The organism is Streptococcus oralis (genome assembly GCF_003943385.1).
In the GTDB taxonomy this organism is placed as follows: Bacteria; Bacillota; Bacilli; order Lactobacillales; family Streptococcaceae; genus Streptococcus; species Streptococcus oralis_CA.
The window spans coordinates 44,413-64,121 of record NZ_RJPI01000011.1 but is presented as its reverse complement, the minus strand read 5'-3'; the positions used below and the strand labels follow the sequence as shown (position 1 = coordinate 64,121).

Here is a 19,709-nt window from a genome sequence, read left to right as displayed (position 1 = left end):
TAAAATGACTGAAAACTTTTAATATAACAAATATACTAAATTAATAAAAGAATTGCAATAGCAAAAAGCAAAAAAATAAATATAAATTAAAGAAAATCAGTTACTTTTTAAAGAAAAAACGCATCCTTTCAGGGCTCAAACTAAATGAAAGGACACGTTTTAAAAAGAAATTAGAGTATCTTTTGGAGAGACTCTTGGATGGTTTGGGGGTCTGTTTTGGAAGAGAAGCGCTCAAGAACTTGCCCATCTCGGCCAATGAGAAACTTAGCAAAATTCCATTCGATTCGTTTTCCTAGCGGGCCAGATTTCTGGTCTTTTAGCCAAACATAAAGAGGATCTGCTTCCTTGCCGTTGACCTTGATCTTGGCAAAGCGAGGGAAAGTGGTCTGATAGTGTAGGCTGCAGAAGTTATTGATTTCTTCTGCGCTGCCGGGTGCTTGTCCCATAAATTGATTGCAAGGGAAATCCAAGATTTCAAAACCCTGATCTTGATAGCGTTCATAGAGTTCTTGAAGTCCCTGATACTGGGGCGTTAAACCACATCCAGTAGCAGTGTTGACAATCAAGAGAACTTTACCACGATAACTCTCTAGGGAAGTTGCTTGGTTGTTTTGGTTTAAAACGGAAAAATCATATATACTGGTCATTTTTCTATATTTTCCTTATGCGTTACTGGTTCAGAGTGTTTTACCTCGTGTTCCGATAAAAAGGCGTAGGTCATGGTTCCAAAGATGGCACCAATACCCAATCCCAAGACTAGTAAAGGGAGCATTTTATCGAAGTGGGAGAGATTGTCCCAGAAGGTATTGAGGGGAAGATGCTGAACAAAGAGTTTGTGAAAGGCTGATAAGACAAACAAGCCAATTGGAATGCTGATGAATACACTCCAACTACGAACTTTGATCTGGCTTTTGCTGTGGCTTTTGTGATGAATTTCGGACGGGTCATCCTTGTCCAAATGTAAGTCGCGAACTGCTAGTCTCGCCCTAGATGAGAGGACGAAGATAAGTCCAAAATAGAGGTAGGGCACGGCATCTCGAACCAACTCTATGAAGCGTCCAAATAGGAGATAGAACAAGAAGAGTAGGAGGGAGGAGTAAACGATTTGGATCAAGGCACGGGCACAAGTCTTGTAAATCATCTCTTGACGGCATTCATCAAATGGCCCTTGTATGTGAAAGAATAGTTTGAGTAAGCGAGTGGTGAAATCTTCTTTTTTCATGGGAGTGTTCTCCTAAATGACCGATTTTTGATTGACTTCTTTAAAGAGTTGATAGAGAGTATAGCAGTAAACCAAACTAAAAATGATACAGATTATTAGAAATACCAGATATCTCCAATCCATAGGATTTGTTAAAAGTTGTGGAAAGGATACGAGGATAAAACAGAGAGATGCGTTTAGAAGACGTATTTTTTTTGATTGGATTTTCTGTAATCTCTGTCCCTTGTTCAATACAGGAAGGAATAAAAGAAAGATAATCAAGAAAGGATGCTCAATATGTCCAGAAAGTAGGAAAAAGGTAATAAAGATACTGATAAAAACATGACTGATCAGCAGCCTCGCAAGTGATTTCATAAGGCACCTCCTAGTCGTCTTCTTGGTCTTTCTTGGCTTTTGCAATGCGATGGGAGATGGCAGTTTGTACTATTAATCCGAAGAAAAAGGCAGCTAGAATAGTTTGAACAAAATTCTCTGTATTTAAAAGAGAACTAAGATAATTCTTGCTATCATCTGTGAGAGTATTAAGAAATGGTATTCCAAAGAACATACCTAGCCCATAGATTAGACCGGCTTTTAGACCAGGAAAATGTAGCTGTTTGCTTTCTTTAGGGCTTAGCATTTCGGGGTCAATGGCTGTGATGCCTGTTTTCTTGGTTTGGGAGACCACATAGAGAGCAGAAATCATCGAAATGACGAATACCACAAGAGGATAGCCGATAGCGACAATTTGCGGGTATTTATAAGCAAGGACAAAGGGAATGAGATTGCCAAATGTCATCAGATAAAAGAGGACAATAAAGACCTGATTTCCGATACGATCGGCCTCGCGCCGTTTGTGTTCGTCAAGGGGACCAGAAATACCGTATATGCGTTTAATGAGTTTTTCAGTGAGAGTTTCTTTTTTCATTTGTTTGCTCCTTTTTTAAAAATCGTCTTCCCAAAAGAGACTGTTGAGGTCGGTTTGGAGGCTGCGGGCGAGATTGAGACAGAGTTCCAGAGTTGGATTGTACTTGTCATTTTCAATCATGTTGATGGTCTGTCTCGAGACACCGATATCTTTGGCGAGCTCGAGCTGGGAAATGCCCAGTTCCTTGCGGAATGCTTTGACACGGTTCATCTGTTCTCCTTTCTGATTTATGTCGTATATATTTGACTATATTATATTCTTTCGAGAGGGACGTGTCAAGTATATATGACATTTTTTTGAGAATTTTTTTCGAAGGTCTCTAGTTTTGTCTGACAAGTGCAAGCTGGTCAGATTTGTGGTAAAATAGATAAGATATGACAAAAGAATTTCATCATGTAACGGTCTTGCTTCATGAAACGATTGATATGCTTGACGTAAAACCTGACGGTATCTACGTTGATGCGACTTTGGGCGGAGCAGGCCATAGCGAATATTTATTAAGTAAATTGAGCGAAAAAGGGCATCTCTATGCCTTTGACCAGGACCAGAATGCTATTGACAATGCGCAAAAACGGTTAGCACCCTATATCGAAAAAGGGATGGTGACTTTTATCAAGGATAACTTCCGTCATTTGCAGGCACGTTTGCAGGAGGCTGGTGTCCAGGAAATTGATGGAATTTGTTATGACTTGGGAGTGTCCAGTCCTCAGCTGGATCAGCGTGAGCGTGGCTTTTCTTATAAAAAGGATGCACCCCTGGATATGCGGATGAATCAGGAAGCTCGTCTGACAGCCTATGAGGTGGTCAATCATTATGACTATCATGACCTGGTTCGGATCTTTTTCAAGTATGGTGAGGATAAGTTTTCTAAACAGATTGCCCGTAAGATTGAACAAGCGCGTGAGGTGAAACCAATTGAGACAACGACGGAGTTGGCAGAGATTATCAAGTCAGCCAAGCCTGCCAAGGAGCTCAAGAAAAAGGGGCACCCTGCCAAGCAGATTTTCCAGGCTATCCGAATCGAAGTCAATGATGAGCTGGGTGCGGCAGATGAATCCATCCAGCAGGCCATGGACATGCTGGCTTTGGATGGTAGAATCTCGGTCATTACCTTCCATTCGCTGGAAGATCGCTTGACCAAGCAGTTGTTTAAGGAAGCTTCAACAGTGGAAGTCCCGAAAGGCTTGCCCTTTATTCCAGATGACCTTAAGCCCAAGATGGAATTGGTATCCCGCAAGCCAATCTTGCCAAGTGCTGAAGAGCTAGAAGCCAACAATCGTTCGCATTCAGCCAAGTTGCGCGTGGCCAGAAAAATTCACAAGTAAGAGGAAAAACATGGCAGAAAGAATCGAAAAAACAAGCCAGTTATTGCAAACGAAGTTTAAAGGTTTTTCACGTGTGGAAAAGGCCTTCTATGTTTCGATTGCCGCAACAATGATTATCTTGGCAATCAGTGTTGTGTTTATGCAGACCAAGCTATTACAAGTTCAGAATGAATTGACCAAGGTCAATGCTCAAATCGAAGAAAAGAAAACCGAGCTAGACGATGCCAAGCAAGAGGTCAATGAATTGATTCGTTCAGAACGTTTGAAAGAGATTGCAAACTCCAAGGATTTGCAGCTGAATAACGAAAATATCCGAGCAGCGGAGTAAGAAATGAAACAGTGGAAAGAAAAAATCATCCGTTATGCCGTTCGTAACCGTAAGTCTCCAGAAGAAAACCGCCGAAGAGTAGGGAAAAGCCTGAGTTTATTGGCTGTCATACTCTTCGCTGTCTTTTTGGTCAACTTTGCGGTCATTATCGGAACGGGTAAAAAATTTGGTAAGGACTTGGTTCAAGAAGCCAAAAAGGTTCACCAAACAACCAAGACGATTCCAGCCAAGCGGGGGACCATTTATGATCGAAATGGGACGCCTATTGCAGAAGATGCGACATCTTATAATATCTATGCTATTATTGACAAGACCTACAAGTCAGCAACAGGCAAAATTCTCTATGTAGAGGATTCTCAATTTAATAAGGTAGCTGAAATTTTCCATAAGTATCTGGATATGGAGGAGTCCTATGTCAAAGAACAGCTTTCTCAGCCAGATCTAAAACAGGTATCCTTTGGTACCAAGGGAAATGGGATTACCTATGCCAATATGATGGCCATTAAAAACGACCTCAAAACTGCTGGTGTCGAGGGAGTTGACTTTACAACCAGCCCTAATCGTAGTTACCCCAATGGTCAGTTTGCTTCTTCCTTTATCGGTTTAGCACAACTCCATGAAAATGAGGATGGCACCAAGAGCTTGATTGGAACATCTGGTTTGGAGAGTTCTTTAAATAGCATTCTGGCAGGTACAGATGGGATTATCACTTATGAGAAGGATCATCTGGGAAACATCGTTCCGGGTACCGATCAAGCTTCCCAACAAACAGTAGATGGAAAGGATGTGTACACAACCCTTTCTAGTCCCTTGCAATCCTTTATGGAAACCCAGATGGATGCCTTTCAGGAAAAGGTAAAAGGCAAGTATATGACGGCTACCTTGGTCAGCGCTAAGACAGGGGAAATCCTGGCTACAACCCAACGGCCGACCTTCAATGCTGATACCAAGGATGGCATCACAAAAGACTTTGTCTGGCGTGATATCCTCTATCAAAGTAACTATGAGCCAGGATCAACTATGAAGGTGATGATGTTGGCCTCAGCTATTGATAACAATACCTTCCCTGGTGGCGAGTACTTTAACAGTAGTGAATTGAAAATAGCTGATGCGACCATTAGAGACTGGGACGTCAATGAAGGATTGACTAGTGGTAGCACCATGACCTTCTCTCAAGGATTTGCTCACTCAAGTAATATCGGAATGACCTTGCTTGAGCAAAAGATGGGAGATGCAACCTGGTTGGACTACCTTAACCGCTTTAAGTTTGGAGTACCGACCCGTTTTGGTCTGACAGATGAGTACACAGGTCAATTACCTGCTGATAACATTGTTAATATCGCCATGAGTTCATTTGGACAAGGGATCTCTGTCACCCAGACCCAGATGCTTCGTGCTTTTACAGCTATTGCCAACGATGGGGTTATGTTGGAGCCGAAATTTATCAGTGCCCTCTATGATCCAAATGACCAGTCTGTTCGTAAGTCTCAAAAGGAAATTGTCGGAAATCCTGTGTCAAAAGCAGCAGCGTCCTCTACTCGGGAGCACATGGTCATGGTCGGAACAGATCCTGTCTACGGTACCATGTACAACCACAGCATAGGAAAGCCGAATGTCAATGTTCCAGGTCAGAATGTCGCCCTGAAATCAGGGACTGCTCAGATTGCCGATGAGAAGAATGGGGGTTACCTTACAGGTGAAACCAACTATATCTTCTCTGTTGTGTCGATGCATCCTGCAGAAAATCCTGACTTTATCCTCTATGTGACGGTGCAACAGCCAGTGCATTATTCGGGTGTTCAGCTGGGAGAGTTTGCCAACCCAATCCTTGAGCGAGCCTCTGCCATGAAAGAATCCCTCAATCTTCAGTCAACTGCCAAGAACTTGGATCAGGTCAGCAAGACGACAAGTTATGCCATGCCTGCTACCAAGGACTTTACCCCAGGTGACCTAGCAGAAGAATTGCGCCGAAATCTCGTTCAACCAATCGTTATTGGAACAGGAACCAAGATCAAGGATCTCTCGGTTTCTGAAGGAGATAATTTGGAAGCCAATCAGCAGATCTTGATCCTGTCTGATAAGGTGGAAGAAATGCCTGATATGTACGGCTGGACAGATGAAAATGTGCAAACATTCGCCAAATGGCTAAATATAGAAGTCGAGTGGGAAGGTAGTGGCAAAACGGTCAAGAAACAAAGTGTCCGTGCTAATACGGCCCTCAAAGACCTTAAAAAAATGAAAGTAACTTTAGGAGATTAAGATGATTAGTTCCATTAGTGCTGGAATTCTAGCCTTTCTATTGACCTTGATAGGTATTCCAGCCTTTATCCGATTTTATCGAAAAGCACAGATTACAGGTCAGCAGATGCACGAGGATGTCAAACAACACCAAGCTAAAGCTGGGACTCCAACAATGGGAGGTCTTGTCTTCCTTATCGTTGCAGTAGTTGTGAGCTTTCTGGTCGCTCTCTTTACCCAACAATTGACCAACAATGTAGGCATGATTTTGTTTATCTTGGTTTTGTATGGTTTGGTAGGTTTTTTGGATGATTTCCTCAAGGTCTTTCGTAAGATTAATGAAGGTTTGAATCCTAAGCAAAAGCTTGCTCTCCAGCTCCTTGGAGGAGTGATTTTCTACCTCTTTTATGAGCGTGGTGGCGATATGCTTTCAGTTTTTGGCTATCCTCTTCATTTGGGTATTTTCTATATCTTCTTTGCCCTTTTCTGGCTAGTTGGCTTTTCCAATGCAGTAAATCTGACTGACGGGATTGACGGTTTAGCAAGTATTTCCGTAGTGATTAGCTTATCGGCCTACGGTGTGATTGCTTATATGCAAAATCAACTGGATATCCTTCTTGTGATTTTTGCCATGATTGGTGGTTTGCTAGGCTTCTTCGTCTTTAATCACAAGCCTGCCAAGGTCTTCATGGGTGATGTGGGAAGTTTGGCTCTTGGTGGGATGTTGGCAGCTATTTCTATGGCTCTCCACCAAGAATGGACGCTTTTGCTGATTGGGATTATCTATGTCTTTGAGACAAGCTCTGTTATGATGCAAGTTACCTACTTCAAACTTAGTGGTGGGAAGCGTATCTTCCGTATGACACCTGTCCACCACCATTTTGAGCTTGGAGGATTCTCAGGCAAGGGCAATCCTTGGAGCGAGTGGAAGGTTGACTTCTTCTTTTGGGGAGTTGGGCTTCTAGCAAGTCTCTTGACCTTAGTCTTTTTATACCTACTGTAAAAATAAAACAGGGTGAAGTTGATCTTCATCCTGTTTTTGTGTGCTTAAAGGTTAGTTGGAGTCATCCTTTCTTCCTTTTAACATAAAAGTGGCTGTAAGGGCTAGGCTGAGGCCTGCTAAGAAGAGGAGTGGGTTGGACGATTCTCCCGTTGCTGGAAGTTGTTCTTTAGGAGAATGATTTTCAGCTTTAGCAAGATTCGGACTAGCTGAAAGTTGTTCAGCCTCGTGTGCCAAGGCTTCTTCATCTGAAGTACTTGGTTTTTCCTCAGTGTTAGAGCTTGTTCCAGTTGCTTGATAGACGATAGCATAGGTACTGAAATGATTAGTGATGAATTCTGCCTTTCCTTCTCGAACGTCGAAATCAAGGGCTTGCAACTCCTTGTTCGGAGTAATATAGTAGATCTTTTCTACGTTAGCTGAAATAGGCAAGCGAACCAAGACAGAGCCTTTTGGCTGCAAGCTATGATCTCTTGGATTTTTAAGTTGTAGGTCGTAAGCATCATAGGTCTTGCCAAAGAGTTCTTGAGCTAGGACACGTCGGCTAGAGATGTGAGAAATTCCTTCTAAGTCGGTAGCCCCACCGATGATTTCGACCCCTGTCTTTTTATCTTTCAAGGTGCGCAACTGATACTCAGGTCGGGTGAGGGTTGGAGCAGCCTGAACTCCACTAGTTCCGATAGGTTTGGTGTATTCAGGTTTTTCAACAGTAGGAGCTTCCTCTTGACCTGCTGTTCCGATAGGTTGGGTGTATTCGGGCTTTTCTACAGTAGGAGACTCTTCTTGTCCCGCTGTTCCGATAGGTTTGGTATATTCTGGAATTTCAACAGTAGGTGGCTCTTCTTGCCCAGCAGTTCCGATAGGGTCGGTATACTCCGGAATTTCTACTATAGGTGGCTCTTCTTGCCCTGCGGTTCCGATAGGATCGGTGTATTCAGGTTTTTCAACAGTAGGAGCTGGTTCGTCCCCCTTGCTTGTAGTTGGCTGCTTCTCGTCCTTTTTAGTAAAGACGGCTACGACAGGACTGCTAGTGGTAGTTCCTTGAATAGCATATGCTTCTATCGCTTTTCCGGCTTGTCGATCAGTGGCATCAGGGATTGGGATTTGAACTTGATTGTCTTGGACTGATAGCACGGTCTGATCTCCACTTGTAACCAGATGCGTTTCATCCACCTTGCGTAAGACTAGAGGATCTTTGACACCTGGGAAGGTCACTGCGATGGCTTCCCAATCTCCAGCTGGTAGGCTTAAGGAAATGGTTTTGTCATTTTCCTTAAGAGGCGCGATGCTCGGACTATCTAGACCAACAGCAGGGGCTTTGATGATATCAAAGGAGTCTAGAGAAATTTTCTTGCGCCCTTCTGGGGAATCTGGGTCAACACGTAATGTCAGAGTGTGCGGACCGTCAGTAAGATTTGTAAATTCGCCAATAAAGGCCCTCTTTTCAGTTGCACCTGACGTATAAAAGTCTAGACTTGGCATTTCTTTGCCATCTAGTGTCACAAGCGCTTTACCTAGCTCGGTAGTTTTCAAGCCATAGATACGAATGCCTGTACCAGTAAAGGAAATAGTTGCCTGAGCTTCTGAAGCTGCACTAGAGTCGCTGTTGTTGATGTCAGCGTATTTTTCCGTACCACCGTAGAGTTCAGGGTCAGACCAGTCCTTAAACTGGGAACCATATTGGATGCGCGAATCACGATCATCTATTTTTTCAATCGTGTTACCTGCTCCTGCTAGAATCTTGAAGTAGTCTAATGAAATTTTCGAGCGCTCACTACCACGTCCTTTGTGCTCACGTTTAACACTAAGAGTCAATGTATGAGGTCCGTCAGACAATCCTGCGAAGCGACCAATGAGACTACCTTTTTCAGTTGCCCCAGCAGTATGGAAGTCAAGCTCTCCGACCTCTTTACCATCAATTTTAGCAGTGGCAAGGCCTAGTTCAGACGATTTCAGTCCATAGATTTCGATACCAACACCAGTGAAAGGAATAGTAGCAGTCACGTCTTTGTCTGAGTAGTCTCCTTTTGAAAGGTCAGCAAATTTCTCTGTTCCTCCAAACAATTCTGAGTCTGCCCAGTTTCCAAAGGCAGCTCCGTACTGGATACGGCTATCTCGGTCATCCATCAACTCGCTGTATGTTTCGACAGTGGCCTGCTCAGACACTTGTGTGGCAAGCTCGCCTAGCATAGCCTTGACGGTATAGGTATAGGCATGTTGAGGATTGAGTGATCGGTCAATAAAGTGGGTTTGATTGGTTACAAATTCTCTGGTCGCAGAAGTTTGGCCAGTTTCGTCTTTCACTTGTCTTTGGATGACATAGTGGGTAGCGCCTTCTATCTGATTGAAAGTGAGTTCGGCAGTGACTCCATTTTGTCGAACTGCTGTTAGACTGGTTACACGACCAGGGAAGTGTTCAAAGGTAATGACGTCACCTTTTTGTGTTGCCAGTTGGATGCGATTGTTTTTGAGAATCGTTGCCTTGACTGGCTTGCCATTGACCTTGATCTGACTGGCTTCGATGTTTGGATAGTCTACAACCAGGTCTCCGCCGACATTTGAAAGGAAGGACAAGCTTTGCAAGTTCTTATCTTTCCACTTCATGCTGACTTCAAAGTTACCTCGAGCAACCAAGCCAGAAACTTGACCGTCTTTCCATGCATCTGGAAGGGCTGGCAATGGTGCAATGTAGCCAGTGTGTGATTGGAGAAGCATTTCTGCCATCCCACTGGTTGCTCCAAAGTTGCCATCAATTTGGAAAGGCGCGTGGGTATCCCAAAGGTTTTCTAGGGTTGAATACTTGAGCTGTTCAGCGAGCAAGCGATGGGCACGGTTACCGTCCAACAAACGAGCCCAGAGGTTGATTTTATTGGCCTTAGACCAACCCGTACCACCATCTCCACGGTGGTTCAAGGTAGCACGCGCAGCTTCTAGATATTCAGCCTGGTCCTTGCTAAAGAGCGTACCTGGGAAGAGACCAACTAGATGGGAAACGTGGCGGTGATGATTTTCAATCCCTTCATTGGTGAATTGCGGACTGTCCTCCTCGTACCATTCCTTGATGCGTCCCTCTTTGTTGATGTGAAGCGGTTTGAGTTTGTCAAATTTAGCCTTGATCTCTGTGACTAAGTCTTTGTCGACATTCAGATGGTTGGCGACTTCCATGTAGTCGTGGAATAACTGCCAGATTAGCGATTGGTCAAAGGTATTTCCGATGGTAATGGTCCCGTGTTCTGGTGAGTAGGATGGAGAAGACACCCAACGGTCACTGGCCTGGTCATAGTGCAAGAAGGAGTTCCAGAACTTAGCTGTTTCCTTGAGCATTGGATAGATCTTTTCTTTGAGATAGGTCTCATCCTTGGTGAACTTATAATAGTCATAGACGTTCTGCATCATCCAAGCGTTAGCAGCTGGAGACCAACCCCAATAGTAATTCCAACCTGGAGTAGTCCAGCCAAATGGTGTCGCCTGGGTGTGGACCAGCCAACCATTTTCTTGTCCGTCTTTGGATTCGATACCTGCGTATTCCTTAGCAGCGATACGACCATAGTAGCGCATGTCGTCAATGTAATTGATCATTGGCTTGGCAGTTTCAGCAAGATTGCTCATGTAGGCTGGCCAATAGTTCATTTGCAAGTTGACATTGAGGTGGTAGTCAGCGTTCCAAGGTGGATTGTCTACAGCATTCCAGACTCCTTGGAGGTTGGCAGGCAGAGCATCTGTCCGATCACGAGACGAACTGATGAGTAGATATCGGCCATATTGGAAGAAGAGTTCTTCCAATTTTTGCCCTTTTTCTGGGTTATAGCCTTGAAGGGCCTCTTTTGTCGTTTGAGCAGTCTTGTTTCCGCCTAGATTTAGTTTAACGCGGTTAAAGAGACTTTGATAGTCCTTGATATGGGTCTTTTTAAGTGTTTCGTAGTCTTTGGCCTTAGCTACTTCGACAATCCCTTTAACTGTTTTTTCGAGGTCGATGTCTTTTCGATAGTTGGTTTTTGGATTCTGAGCGAAGTTGGTCTTGGCACTGAGATAGAGGGTTGCGTAACTTGCGCCTGTAACGGTTAGTGTCTCGTCCTGAACAGTCACCTTTCCGTCTGTTTTAATTCCTAGATAGGATGCAAATTTGAGGCCGTTATCTTTGACAGTTCCCTTTAGAAGGATTCCATTTGCATCTGTAGTGACATGACCATTCTTATAGTTGGAATATTCCCAAGAGTAGTTCCCATTAGCAAGCAAGTCTTCTGTCAAACTGTTCCAAAGGGTAAAGTCAAGTGTCTTGTTTCCCTTTTTGGTAAAGTGGGTCACAGTGACATCATCAGGATAGCTGGAGAAGGTTTCACGTTTGAAGGTCGTCCCATCTTGGGTGTAAGAAGTTGTCGTAGTGGCTTCTGTGATATCCAAACCACGATGATAATCAGTTACAGTATCTAGTCCTTTCTTCTGGTTATTAAAGACCATGAAGATATCTCCAAAGGCTAGGTAACGTCCATACTGGGCATTGTTTGGTCCAACTAGATTTTGTTCAGCTAGCTGTTTTGCTTTTTGGCGGTCGCCAGCTTCGAGGGCTTTACGTATCTCTGCTAAGACCTTGTAGCGATCCTTGTAGTTTCCCCCGTTATAGTCGGTGCTATCGGGTTGTGGTCCTCCTGACCAGAGGGTCTTTTCGTTGTACTGGATTCTCTCTTCCCCAATGAGTCCGAAAACCTTGGCTCCCATTTCTCCATTTCCGACAGGGAGGGCTTGTTTTTCCCATCCATCATAGGAGGGAGCTGTTGGTTGATCGTAGTTGAGTTGATAGTTTTCTTGCTTTGTCACCGGCTGATCTGCTTTTTCAGGTTCCTTCTTTTCTTTAGCTTCTACAATGGCTTCTTCACTAGCTTGACTATTTGTCTTCTGAGTCTCCTCAGCTGGCTTGCTTTCGGAAACTACTGGACTCTCGGCTAGAGACGGATTTGTAGTTTCAGTAGTTTCAGCAGCTTTGGGTTCACTATCAGGCTTAGTGATAGCTTCGACAGAGCTTGGTTCAGTTTGCTTGACCTCAACACTGTCTGCGGCTACAGTGTGGTTGACTAGAAAAACGGCCCCCAGTAAAACAGAAGCAGTCCCAACCGTCAGCTTGCGGATGCTGTAGCGACAGGATTTCTCCCAAAAGTGTTTTTTCATAAAACTCTCCTTTGTTTATATGAAATCGCTTGCATTACATGAAGCAGTTTCGTTTAATTTGTTTCTATTTATCTCCTCACCTCCCATTCTACTGGTCATCTAGCATTTGTCAAGAGGTTTTTGGTGAAAAACATATTTGATATTGCTTTTTCTTAAAATAGTAGAGAAAAGAGAGGAAGGGGGAGAATTATTCGTAATTTCATAGTTCATTCTGATTGTAAGACTAGCTTAGAATTAGTTTCCCTCCTCCCTGAAAGCGTAAAACAAACTAGTCAGGAAAGTCACTTTATGGTATAATATAGAAGACTCAAAAAGAAACAGGAGAAAAAGAATGGATTTACTTTTAGCAATTGTCTTGATTGTGCTAGCTTTTCTAGGAGGAGCTCTTGGAGGGATGTACTTGGTTCGTAAGCAAATTGAAAAAGAATTTGCGGACAACCCACGTTTGAACGCTGAGGCAGTTCGTGCTCTTTTGAGCGCAAATGGTCAAAAACCAAGCGAAGCCAAGGTACAACAAGTTTACCACCAAATCATCCGTCAACAAAAAGCAGCCCTTGCTAACAATAAAAAGAAATAAATAGGAAAAGTCTGGGATGAAAGTTCCAGACTTCTCACTATGTTCAATAGTTCTCAAGGATAAGACTTTTTCCTTGCATTCTATTGATATTTGATTATGATTAAGAGAGAGGTAGTTGACATTCCATCAAGCTGTCTATCCGTTTATTCAGGACGAGTAATCATGATGAACTATCAATCAGAAAAAAGACTAGAAAGAAGACTGTATGGATAATCGACCAATTGGTTTTTTGGATTCGGGTGTCGGGGGCTTGACCGTTGTTCGTGAGCTCATGCGCCAGCTTCCCCATGAAGAAATCGTCTATATTGGAGATTCGGCACGGGCGCCCTATGGCCCCCGTCCTGCTGAGCAAATTCGTGAATATACTTGGCAGTTGGTCAACTTTCTCTTGACCAAGGATGTCAAAATGATTGTCATTGCTTGCAACACTGCGACTGCGGTCGTCTGGGAAGAAATCAAGGCTCAACTAGACATTCCTGTCCTAGGTGTGATTTTACCAGGAGCTTCGGCAGCCATCAAGTCCAGCCAAGGTGGGAAAATCGGGGTCATTGGAACACCCATGACGGTCCAATCAGACATCTACCGTCAGAAAATCCATGATCTGGACCCGGATTTACAGGTGGAAAGTTTGGCCTGTCCCAAGTTTGCGCCCTTGGTCGAGTCTGGTGCCCTGTCAACCAGTGTAACCAAGAAAGTGGTCTATGAAACCCTGCGCCCCTTGGCGGGAAAGGTGGATAGCCTGATTCTGGGTTGTACGCATTATCCGCTCCTTCGCCCCATCATTCAAAATGTCATGGGACCAAAGGTTCAGCTCATCGATAGTGGTGCAGAGTGTGTACGGGATATCTCGGTTTTGCTTAACTATTTTGAAATCAATCGTAGCCGAGATGCGGGACCTCTTCAACATCGTTTTTATACAACCGCCAATAGCCAAAGTTTTGCCCAGATTGGAGCAGAATGGCTGGAAAAAGAGATTCATGTGGAGCATGTAACTTTATGACAAACAAAATTTATGAATACAAGGATGACCAGGACTGGTATGTCGGTGTCTGGGATGTCTATGGAGGCATCTATAGCCTTATCAAAGATCCTCTCGAGCTTGATTTTATGGATTTAGCGCGGATTTTTCGTGACGAGGAAAAGGGCTTTCCGATTAGAATAACGGTGATGCGCTGGTCTTCTAACTTCCGACTGCTCTCCTTTATCGTTGAGATTTTAAATGCCGAAGCAGGTCGAAATCTAGAAGTCATCCAACGTCAGGGAGCCCTGCTCTTGGTTGAAAATGGAAAGCTTTTGCATGTAGAATTGCCTAAAGAAGGTGTTGATGTAGAAGCCTTCTTTGAAACTAGTAAGGTTAGGGAAACCTTGTTGATTGCGACTCGTAACGAAGGCAAGACCAAGGAGTTCCGAGCCATCTTTGACAAACTAGGCTACGACGTGGAAAATCTCAATGACTATCCTGACCTGCCTGAAGTAGCTGAAACAGGCATGACCTTTGAAGAAAATGCCCGCCTCAAGGCAGAAACCATTTCCAAATTAACTGGCAAGATGGTTTTGGCAGACGACTCAGGTCTCAAAGTCGATGTCCTCGGTGGCTTGCCAGGTGTCTGGTCAGCCCGTTTTGCAGGTGTGGAAGCGACTGATCGTGAAAACAACGCCAAACTCTTGCACGAATTGGCCATGGTCTTTGATCTCAAGGACCGTTCGGCTCAATTCCACACAACTCTAGTTGTAGCCAGTCCAAACAAGGAAAGCTTGGTTGTTGAAGCTGACTGGCCAGGTTATATCAACTTTGAACCCAAGGGTGAAAATGGTTTTGGTTATGATCCTCTTTTCCTTGTGGGAGAGACAGGCAAATCCTCAGCTGAATTAACCCTTGAAGAAAAAAATAGCCAATCCCACCGTGCCTTAGCCGTTAAGAAACTTTTGGAGGTATTTCCATCATGGCAAAGCAAACCATCATTGTAATGAGTGATTCCCATGGCGATAGCTTGATTGTGGAAGAAATTCGTGACCGCTATCTGGGGAAAGTTGATGCCATTTTTCACGATGGTGACTCAGAACTCCGTCCAGACTCTCCGCTTTGGGAAGGCATCCATGTCGTCAAAGGCAACATGGATTTTTATGCTGGCTACCCAGAACGTTTGGTGACTCAACTTGGTCCGACCAAGATCATCCAGACGCATGGACACTTGTTTGATATCAATTTCAACTTTCAAAAGTTGGACTACTGGGCTCAGGAAGAAGATGCCGATATCTGTCTCTATGGTCACTTGCATGTGCCAAATGCTTGGATGGAAGGCAAAACACTCTTTTTAAATCCAGGATCCATCAGCCAACCACGAGGAACCATTAGAGAATGTCTCTATGCTCGAGTGGAGATTGATGATAGCTATTTCAAAGTAGACTTTTTGACACGTGACCATGAGGTTTATCCAGGCTTGTCCAAGGAGTTTGCTCGATGATTGCCAAGGAATTTGAAGCATTTTTATTGGAGCAGGAAGAGACTTTTCTTACCCCTGCTGAGAATCTAGCAGCTTTGATTGATACCCATAATGCTGACCATGCGATTTTAGTGTTGAGCCAAATCACTTATACCCGTATCCCTGTTGTGACCTTTGACAAACGCTTTGTTGGAACCATTGGGCTGAGAGACATTTTGGCTTATCAAATGGAGCAAGGTTTGACAGATGAACAGATGGCAAAGACAGACATCGTCAATATGACTAAGACAGATGTGGCAGTTGTCGCTCCAGACTATAACATCACAGAGGTCCTCCATAAACTGGTGGATGAACCCTTCTTGCCAGTGGTAGATGATGAAGGGATTTTTCAAGGAATCATCACGCGCAAGTCTATCCTCAAGGCCGTTAATGCCCTCTTGCATGACTTTAGTAAGGAATATGAGATTCGATGCAAATGAGAGATAGGATTTCAGACTTTTTAGAGGGAAAGCAGGGTTTGTCTGCCAATTCCAAGCAGTCCTATAGATATGATCTGGAACAGTTTTTAGACATGGTAGGGGAACGGATCTCTGAGACCAGTCTCAAGATTTACCAAGCCCAGCTAGCCAATCTAAAAATCAGCGCCCAGAAGCGAAAACTTTCGGCCTGTAACCAATTTCTCTACTTTCTCTATCGAAAAGAAGAAGTGGACAGTTTTTACCGTCTGGAATTAGCCAAACAAGCTGAAAAGAAGACTGAAAAGCCAGAGATTCTAGACCTAGACTCTTTTTGGCAGGAAAGTAATCATCCAGAAGGACGTTTGCTGGCGCTTCTTATCTTGGAAATAGGGCTCTTACCAAGTGAGATTTTAGCCCTTAAGGTTGCAGATATCAATCTGGATTTTCAGGTGTTGCGAATTAACAAGGCTTCCCAACAGAGGATTGTCACCATTCCCACGACCTTGCTTCCAGAATTGGAACCCTTGATGGGGCAGACCTATCTCTTTGAAAGGGGAGGGAAAGCCTATTCTCGTCAGTGGGCCTTTCGTCAGCTGGAGTCCTTTGTTAAGGAGAAAGGTTTCCCAACCCTATCAGCCCAAGCCTTGCGAGAACAGTTCATTCTAAGACAGATAGAAAAGAAGGTCGATTTGTACGAAATTGCAAAAAAATTAGGATTAAAAACAGTCCTGACCATAGAAAAATATAGATAATGGATATTAAATTAAAAGATTTTGAAGGGCCCCTGGACCTGCTCTTGCACCTAGTCTCAAAGTACCAGATGGATATCTACGATGTGCCCATTACAGAAGTTATCGAACAGTATCTAGCCTATGTCTCAACCCTGCAGGCCATGCGTCTGGAAGTGACGGGCGAGTATATGGTCATGGCTAGTCAGCTCATGCTGATCAAGAGTCGCAAGCTCTTGCCAAAGGTAGCAGAAGTGACAGACTTGGAGGATGATCTGGAGCAGGACCTTCTCTCTCAAATCGAAGAATACCGCAAGTTCAAGCTCTTGGGTGAGCACTTGGAGGCTAAGCACCAAGATCGGGCCCAGTACTATTCCAAAGCGCCGACAGAGTTGATTTACGAAGATGCGGAGCTTGTGCATGACAAGACGACCATTGACCTCTTTTTGGCTTTTTCAAATATCCTAGCCAAGAAAAAAGAGGAGTTCGCACAAAATCACACGACTATCCTGCGAGATGAGTATAAGATTGAGGACATGATGGTCATCGTAAAAGAGTCCTTGTCTGGACGAGACCAGTTGCGCTTGCAGGATTTGTTCAAGGAAGCCCAGAATGTACAAGAGGTCATTACCCTCTTTTTGGCAACCCTAGAGTTAATCAAAACTCAGGAACTGATCCTCGTGCAAGAGGAGAGTTTCGGAGATATCTATCTTATGGAAAAGAAGGAAGAAAGTCAAGAGGCACAAAGCTAGACTTGATAGAGAGGAAAGATGAGTACTTTAGCAGAAATAGAAGCGCTCTTGTTTGTGGCAGGTGAAGATGGGATTCGGGTTCGTCAGTTGGCTGAACTCCTCTCACTTCCCCCGACAGGCATCCAACAGAGTTTAGAAAAATTAGCCCATAAGTATGAAAATGACCCAGATTCCAGTTTGGCTTTGATTGAGACAGGTGGAGCTTACAGATTGGTCACCAAGCCTCAATTTGCAGAGATTTTGAAGGAATACTCCAAGGCGCCTATCAACCAGAGTTTGTCTCGGGCTGCCCTTGAGACCTTGTCCATCATTGCCTACAAGCAACCGATTACCCGAATTGAGATTGATGCTATTCGTGGGGTCAATTCTAGTGGAGCTCTAGCTAAGCTACAAGCTTTTGAATTAATAAGAGAAGATGGAAAAAAAGAAGTTTTGGGCCGCCCTAATCTCTATGTGACTACGGATTATTTCCTAGATTACATGGGGATTAACCATTTGGAAGAACTGCCAGTGATTGATGAGCTTGAGATTCAAGCCCAAGAAAGCCAATTATTTGGTGAAAGGATAGAAGAAGATGAGAATCAATAAATATATTGCCCACGCAGGTGTGGCCAGTAGGAGAAAAGCAGAAGAGTTGATCAAGCAAGGCTTGGTAACCGTCAACGGACAGGTAGTACGTGAACTCGCAACCACCATCAAGTCTGGCGATAAGGTCGAAGTTGAAGGTCAACCTATCTATAACGAAGAAAAGGTCTACTACCTGCTCAACAAACCACGCGGTGTGATTTCCAGTGTGACAGATGACAAGGGCCGCAAGACAGTTGTCGATCTCTTGCCCAATGTGAAAGAGCGTATTTACCCTGTGGGGCGTTTGGACTGGGATACATCCGGTGTCTTGATTTTGACCAATGATGGTGATTTTACAGACGAGATGATTCACCCCCGTAATGAGATTGACAAGGTCTATGTCGCGCGTGTTAAAGGTGTGGCCAACAAAGAAAATCTTCGCCCCTTGACCCGTGGTCTTGAGATTGATGGCAAGAAAACCAAGCCAGCTGTTTATGAAATTCTCAAAGTGGATCCAGTTAAAAATCGCTCTGTGGTACAGTTGACTATCCATGAAGGGCGTAATCATCAGGTTAAAAAGATGTTTGAAGCCGTCGGTCTTCAAGTGGATAAGTTGTCTCGGACACGTTTTGGACACCTAGACTTGACTGGTCTCCGTCCAGGTGAAGCCCGTCGCCTCAATAAAAAAGAAATCAGCCAACTACACACCATGGCTGTAACCAAGAAATAATGAAACGAATCTTAATAGCCCCAGTACGCTTTTACCAACGTTTTATCTCACCAGCCTTTCCACCTTCTTGTCGCTTTGAGCCGACTTGTTCCAACTACATGATTCAGGCTATTGAAAAACATGGCTTCAAGGGTGTTTTGATGGGCTTGGCTCGGATTTTGCGTTGTCACCCCTGGTCGAAAACAGGCAAGGACCTCGTCCCAGACCACTTTTCCCTCAGACGAAATCGAGAAGAAAAATAAACCCAACATCACCTGATATTGGGTTTTCTCGCTTATTTCAAAGCTTTTTGAGCGTCTTCAATCATGAGTTTGGTTGATTCAAGACCGCCACCACTTAGATACCAGAGGTCTGGTGTTAGTTGGATGATTTTACCATTTTTAGCGGCAGGAGTTTCAGCGATGAGGGCATTTTCTAGGACGCCATCGTTGCTTGAGTTGTCACCACCGATGGCAAGGGTACGGTTGATCACAAAGAGAATGTCAGGATTGATTTCTTTAATGCTTTCAAAGCTGACTTCTTGTCCGTGGCGAGAGTCTTCGAATTTAGTGTCAGTTGGCTTGAATTTCAAGGTTTGATACAAGAAAGAGAAACGAGATTGGGCACCGAAGGCTGCCATTTTTCCTTCATTAAGGAGGATCGCAAGGGCTTTTTTGTCAGAACTTTCATTTTTAGTAGCGACTTCTTGGATGCTCTTGTCTAGGTTGGCCAATTCTTCCTTAGCTTTCTGTGTACCTGTCTCACCGAAGGCGGCAGCTAGTGATTGGATGTTGGTTTTAGTTGAAGCCCAATAGTCTTCTTTTCCTGTTTCAAAGAGGACGGTTGGAGCGATTTCTTTAAATTTATCTACGAATTTTTGGGTACGTGGTGAAGCAATGATCAAATCTGGTTCAAGAGCGGCAATGGCTTCTAGGTCTGGCTCAACCATGGAACCCACGTTGTTGACATTTCCTGCAAGATCTTTTAGGTAAGTCGGAACAGTTTTTGTAGGCATTCCGACGATATTCTTTTCAAATCCTAAAGCGCGAATAGTATCCGCAGCACCGAGATCAAAGGTCACAATCTTTTCAGGAGCCTTTGAAAGTTTGACCTCATCTAGTGAACTTTTAATGGTTATCTCTGTTGGAGCAGAGCTACTTGACTCTGTCTGGCTAGTGCTTGAGTTTGTATTTGTACTACATGCACCAAGTAGGAGCAAGAAGCTAGCCACTAGGGCAGTGAGATAAAGTTTAAGGGATGTTTTCATGATTTCTCCTTTTTAAAATGTGAT

At 43.9% G+C, this 19,709-nt stretch carries 21 protein-coding genes; 14 read left to right on the top strand and 7 right to left on the bottom strand.

The genetic code is table 11. The features are described from left to right. Positions 1 to 170 precede the first annotated feature (170 nt). From D8803_RS08240 to D8803_RS08220, 5 genes are read right to left on the bottom strand one after another with little or no spacing between them, the layout of a single operon-like run. Positions 171 to 647, bottom strand: a complete 477-nt coding sequence (locus D8803_RS08240; RefSeq protein ID WP_131200816.1) for a glutathione peroxidase — start codon at positions 645 to 647, stop codon at positions 171 to 173. Further along, positions 644 to 1,222, bottom strand: a complete 579-nt coding sequence (locus D8803_RS08235) for a DUF3278 domain-containing protein (RefSeq protein ID WP_131200815.1) — start codon at positions 1,220 to 1,222, stop codon at positions 644 to 646. Before D8803_RS08235 ends, D8803_RS08240 begins: the two co-directional genes overlap by 4 nt. A gap of 12 nt (positions 1,223 to 1,234) precedes the next feature. Further along, on the bottom strand, positions 1,235 to 1,576 hold the full coding sequence (locus tag D8803_RS09845; RefSeq protein ID WP_131200814.1) for a hypothetical protein: 342 nt from the start codon (positions 1,574 to 1,576) through the stop codon (positions 1,235 to 1,237). A 10-nt stretch (positions 1,577 to 1,586) separates the two neighbouring features. Further along, the gene (locus D8803_RS08225; protein ID WP_125847760.1) at positions 1,587 to 2,129 is read right to left on the bottom strand and encodes a DUF3278 domain-containing protein; all 543 of its coding nucleotides are present in this window, start codon (positions 2,127 to 2,129) and stop codon (positions 1,587 to 1,589) included. A 15-nt stretch (positions 2,130 to 2,144) separates the two neighbouring features. Next, positions 2,145 to 2,339 (bottom strand): helix-turn-helix transcriptional regulator, encoded by a 195-nt coding sequence (locus D8803_RS08220; protein WP_131200813.1) that lies wholly within the window; start codon positions 2,337 to 2,339, stop codon positions 2,145 to 2,147. A gap of 164 nt (positions 2,340 to 2,503) precedes the next feature. On the opposite strand from D8803_RS08220, the gene rsmH reads away from it, so the two are divergent. From rsmH to mraY, 4 genes are read left to right on the top strand one after another with little or no spacing between them, the layout of a single operon-like run. Beyond that, positions 2,504 to 3,454, top strand: coding sequence for a 16S rRNA (cytosine(1402)-N(4))-methyltransferase RsmH (gene rsmH / locus D8803_RS08215; protein WP_000159386.1), 951 nt, complete (start codon positions 2,504 to 2,506; stop codon positions 3,452 to 3,454). A gap of 10 nt (positions 3,455 to 3,464) precedes the next feature. Then, complete coding sequence (gene ftsL, locus D8803_RS08210) at positions 3,465 to 3,782, top strand: cell division protein FtsL (protein WP_000840795.1); 318 nt, start codon at positions 3,465 to 3,467, stop codon at positions 3,780 to 3,782. 3 nt (positions 3,783 to 3,785) lie between these two features. After that, on the top strand, positions 3,786 to 6,041 hold the full coding sequence (pbp2X, locus tag D8803_RS08205; RefSeq protein ID WP_131200812.1) for a penicillin-binding protein PBP2X: 2,256 nt from the start codon (positions 3,786 to 3,788) through the stop codon (positions 6,039 to 6,041). A 1-nt stretch (position 6,042) separates the two neighbouring features. Then, positions 6,043 to 7,023: a phospho-N-acetylmuramoyl-pentapeptide-transferase gene (mraY, locus tag D8803_RS08200; RefSeq protein ID WP_131200811.1), complete on the top strand. Its 981-nt coding sequence runs from the start codon at positions 6,043 to 6,045 to the stop codon at positions 7,021 to 7,023. Between the two features lie 51 nt (positions 7,024 to 7,074). Here the strand turns inward: mraY and D8803_RS08195 are convergent, their stop codons facing one another. Further along, positions 7,075 to 12,183 (bottom strand): SIALI-17 repeat-containing surface protein, encoded by a 5,109-nt coding sequence (locus tag D8803_RS08195; RefSeq protein ID WP_131200810.1) that lies wholly within the window; start codon positions 12,181 to 12,183, stop codon positions 7,075 to 7,077. Between the two features lie 331 nt (positions 12,184 to 12,514). Here D8803_RS08195 and D8803_RS08190 point away from each other — a divergent pair, with 331 nt between their 5' ends. The 10 genes from D8803_RS08190 (at position 12,515) to yidD (ending at position 18,681) form a co-directional block, all read left to right on the top strand. Next, on the top strand, positions 12,515 to 12,760 hold the full coding sequence (locus D8803_RS08190) for a YneF family protein (RefSeq protein ID WP_000364986.1): 246 nt from the start codon (positions 12,515 to 12,517) through the stop codon (positions 12,758 to 12,760). Positions 12,761 to 12,965: 205 nt separating this feature from the next. Beyond that, positions 12,966 to 13,760: a glutamate racemase gene (racE, locus tag D8803_RS08185; RefSeq protein ID WP_131200809.1), complete on the top strand. Its 795-nt coding sequence runs from the start codon at positions 12,966 to 12,968 to the stop codon at positions 13,758 to 13,760. Beyond that, the gene (locus tag D8803_RS08180; protein WP_411756589.1) at positions 13,718 to 14,728 is read left to right on the top strand and encodes a nucleoside-triphosphate diphosphatase; all 1,011 of its coding nucleotides are present in this window, start codon (positions 13,718 to 13,720) and stop codon (positions 14,726 to 14,728) included. Before racE ends, D8803_RS08180 begins: the two co-directional genes overlap by 43 nt. Beyond that, positions 14,704 to 15,225 carry a metallophosphoesterase gene (locus D8803_RS08175; RefSeq protein WP_001118939.1) on the top strand — a complete coding sequence of 174 codons (522 nt, stop codon included), beginning with the start codon at positions 14,704 to 14,706 and terminating at the stop codon, positions 15,223 to 15,225. The genes D8803_RS08180 and D8803_RS08175 overlap by 25 nt, the downstream gene beginning before the upstream one ends. Further along, positions 15,222 to 15,683: a cyclic-di-AMP-binding protein CbpB gene (cbpB, locus tag D8803_RS08170; RefSeq protein ID WP_000560694.1), complete on the top strand. Its 462-nt coding sequence runs from the start codon at positions 15,222 to 15,224 to the stop codon at positions 15,681 to 15,683. The genes D8803_RS08175 and cbpB overlap by 4 nt, the downstream gene beginning before the upstream one ends. Continuing rightward, positions 15,680 to 16,414, top strand: coding sequence for a site-specific tyrosine recombinase XerD (gene xerD / locus D8803_RS08165; RefSeq protein ID WP_317842875.1), 735 nt, complete (start codon positions 15,680 to 15,682; stop codon positions 16,412 to 16,414). Before cbpB ends, xerD begins: the two co-directional genes overlap by 4 nt. Beyond that, on the top strand, positions 16,414 to 17,142 hold the full coding sequence (locus D8803_RS08160) for a segregation/condensation protein A (RefSeq protein WP_049550437.1): 729 nt from the start codon (positions 16,414 to 16,416) through the stop codon (positions 17,140 to 17,142). The genes xerD and D8803_RS08160 overlap by 1 nt, the downstream gene beginning before the upstream one ends. A gap of 18 nt (positions 17,143 to 17,160) precedes the next feature. Continuing rightward, complete coding sequence (gene scpB, locus D8803_RS08155; protein ID WP_061418000.1) at positions 17,161 to 17,730, top strand: SMC-Scp complex subunit ScpB; 570 nt, start codon at positions 17,161 to 17,163, stop codon at positions 17,728 to 17,730. Then, entirely contained in the window at positions 17,717 to 18,439 is a 723-nt protein-coding gene (locus D8803_RS08150) for a pseudouridine synthase (RefSeq protein WP_001222229.1), read from the top strand. Before scpB ends, D8803_RS08150 begins: the two co-directional genes overlap by 14 nt. Beyond that, a complete protein-coding gene (yidD, locus tag D8803_RS08145) occupies positions 18,439 to 18,681 on the top strand; it encodes a membrane protein insertion efficiency factor YidD (RefSeq protein ID WP_125425165.1) in 243 nt (80 codons plus the stop codon). The genes D8803_RS08150 and yidD overlap by 1 nt, the downstream gene beginning before the upstream one ends. Positions 18,682 to 18,713: 32 nt before the next feature. Here yidD and D8803_RS08140 read toward each other — a convergent pair whose 3' ends face one another. Beyond that, on the bottom strand, positions 18,714 to 19,685 hold the full coding sequence (locus D8803_RS08140) for a siderophore ABC transporter substrate-binding protein (protein WP_131200806.1): 972 nt from the start codon (positions 19,683 to 19,685) through the stop codon (positions 18,714 to 18,716). Positions 19,686 to 19,709: the final 24 nt, after the last annotated feature.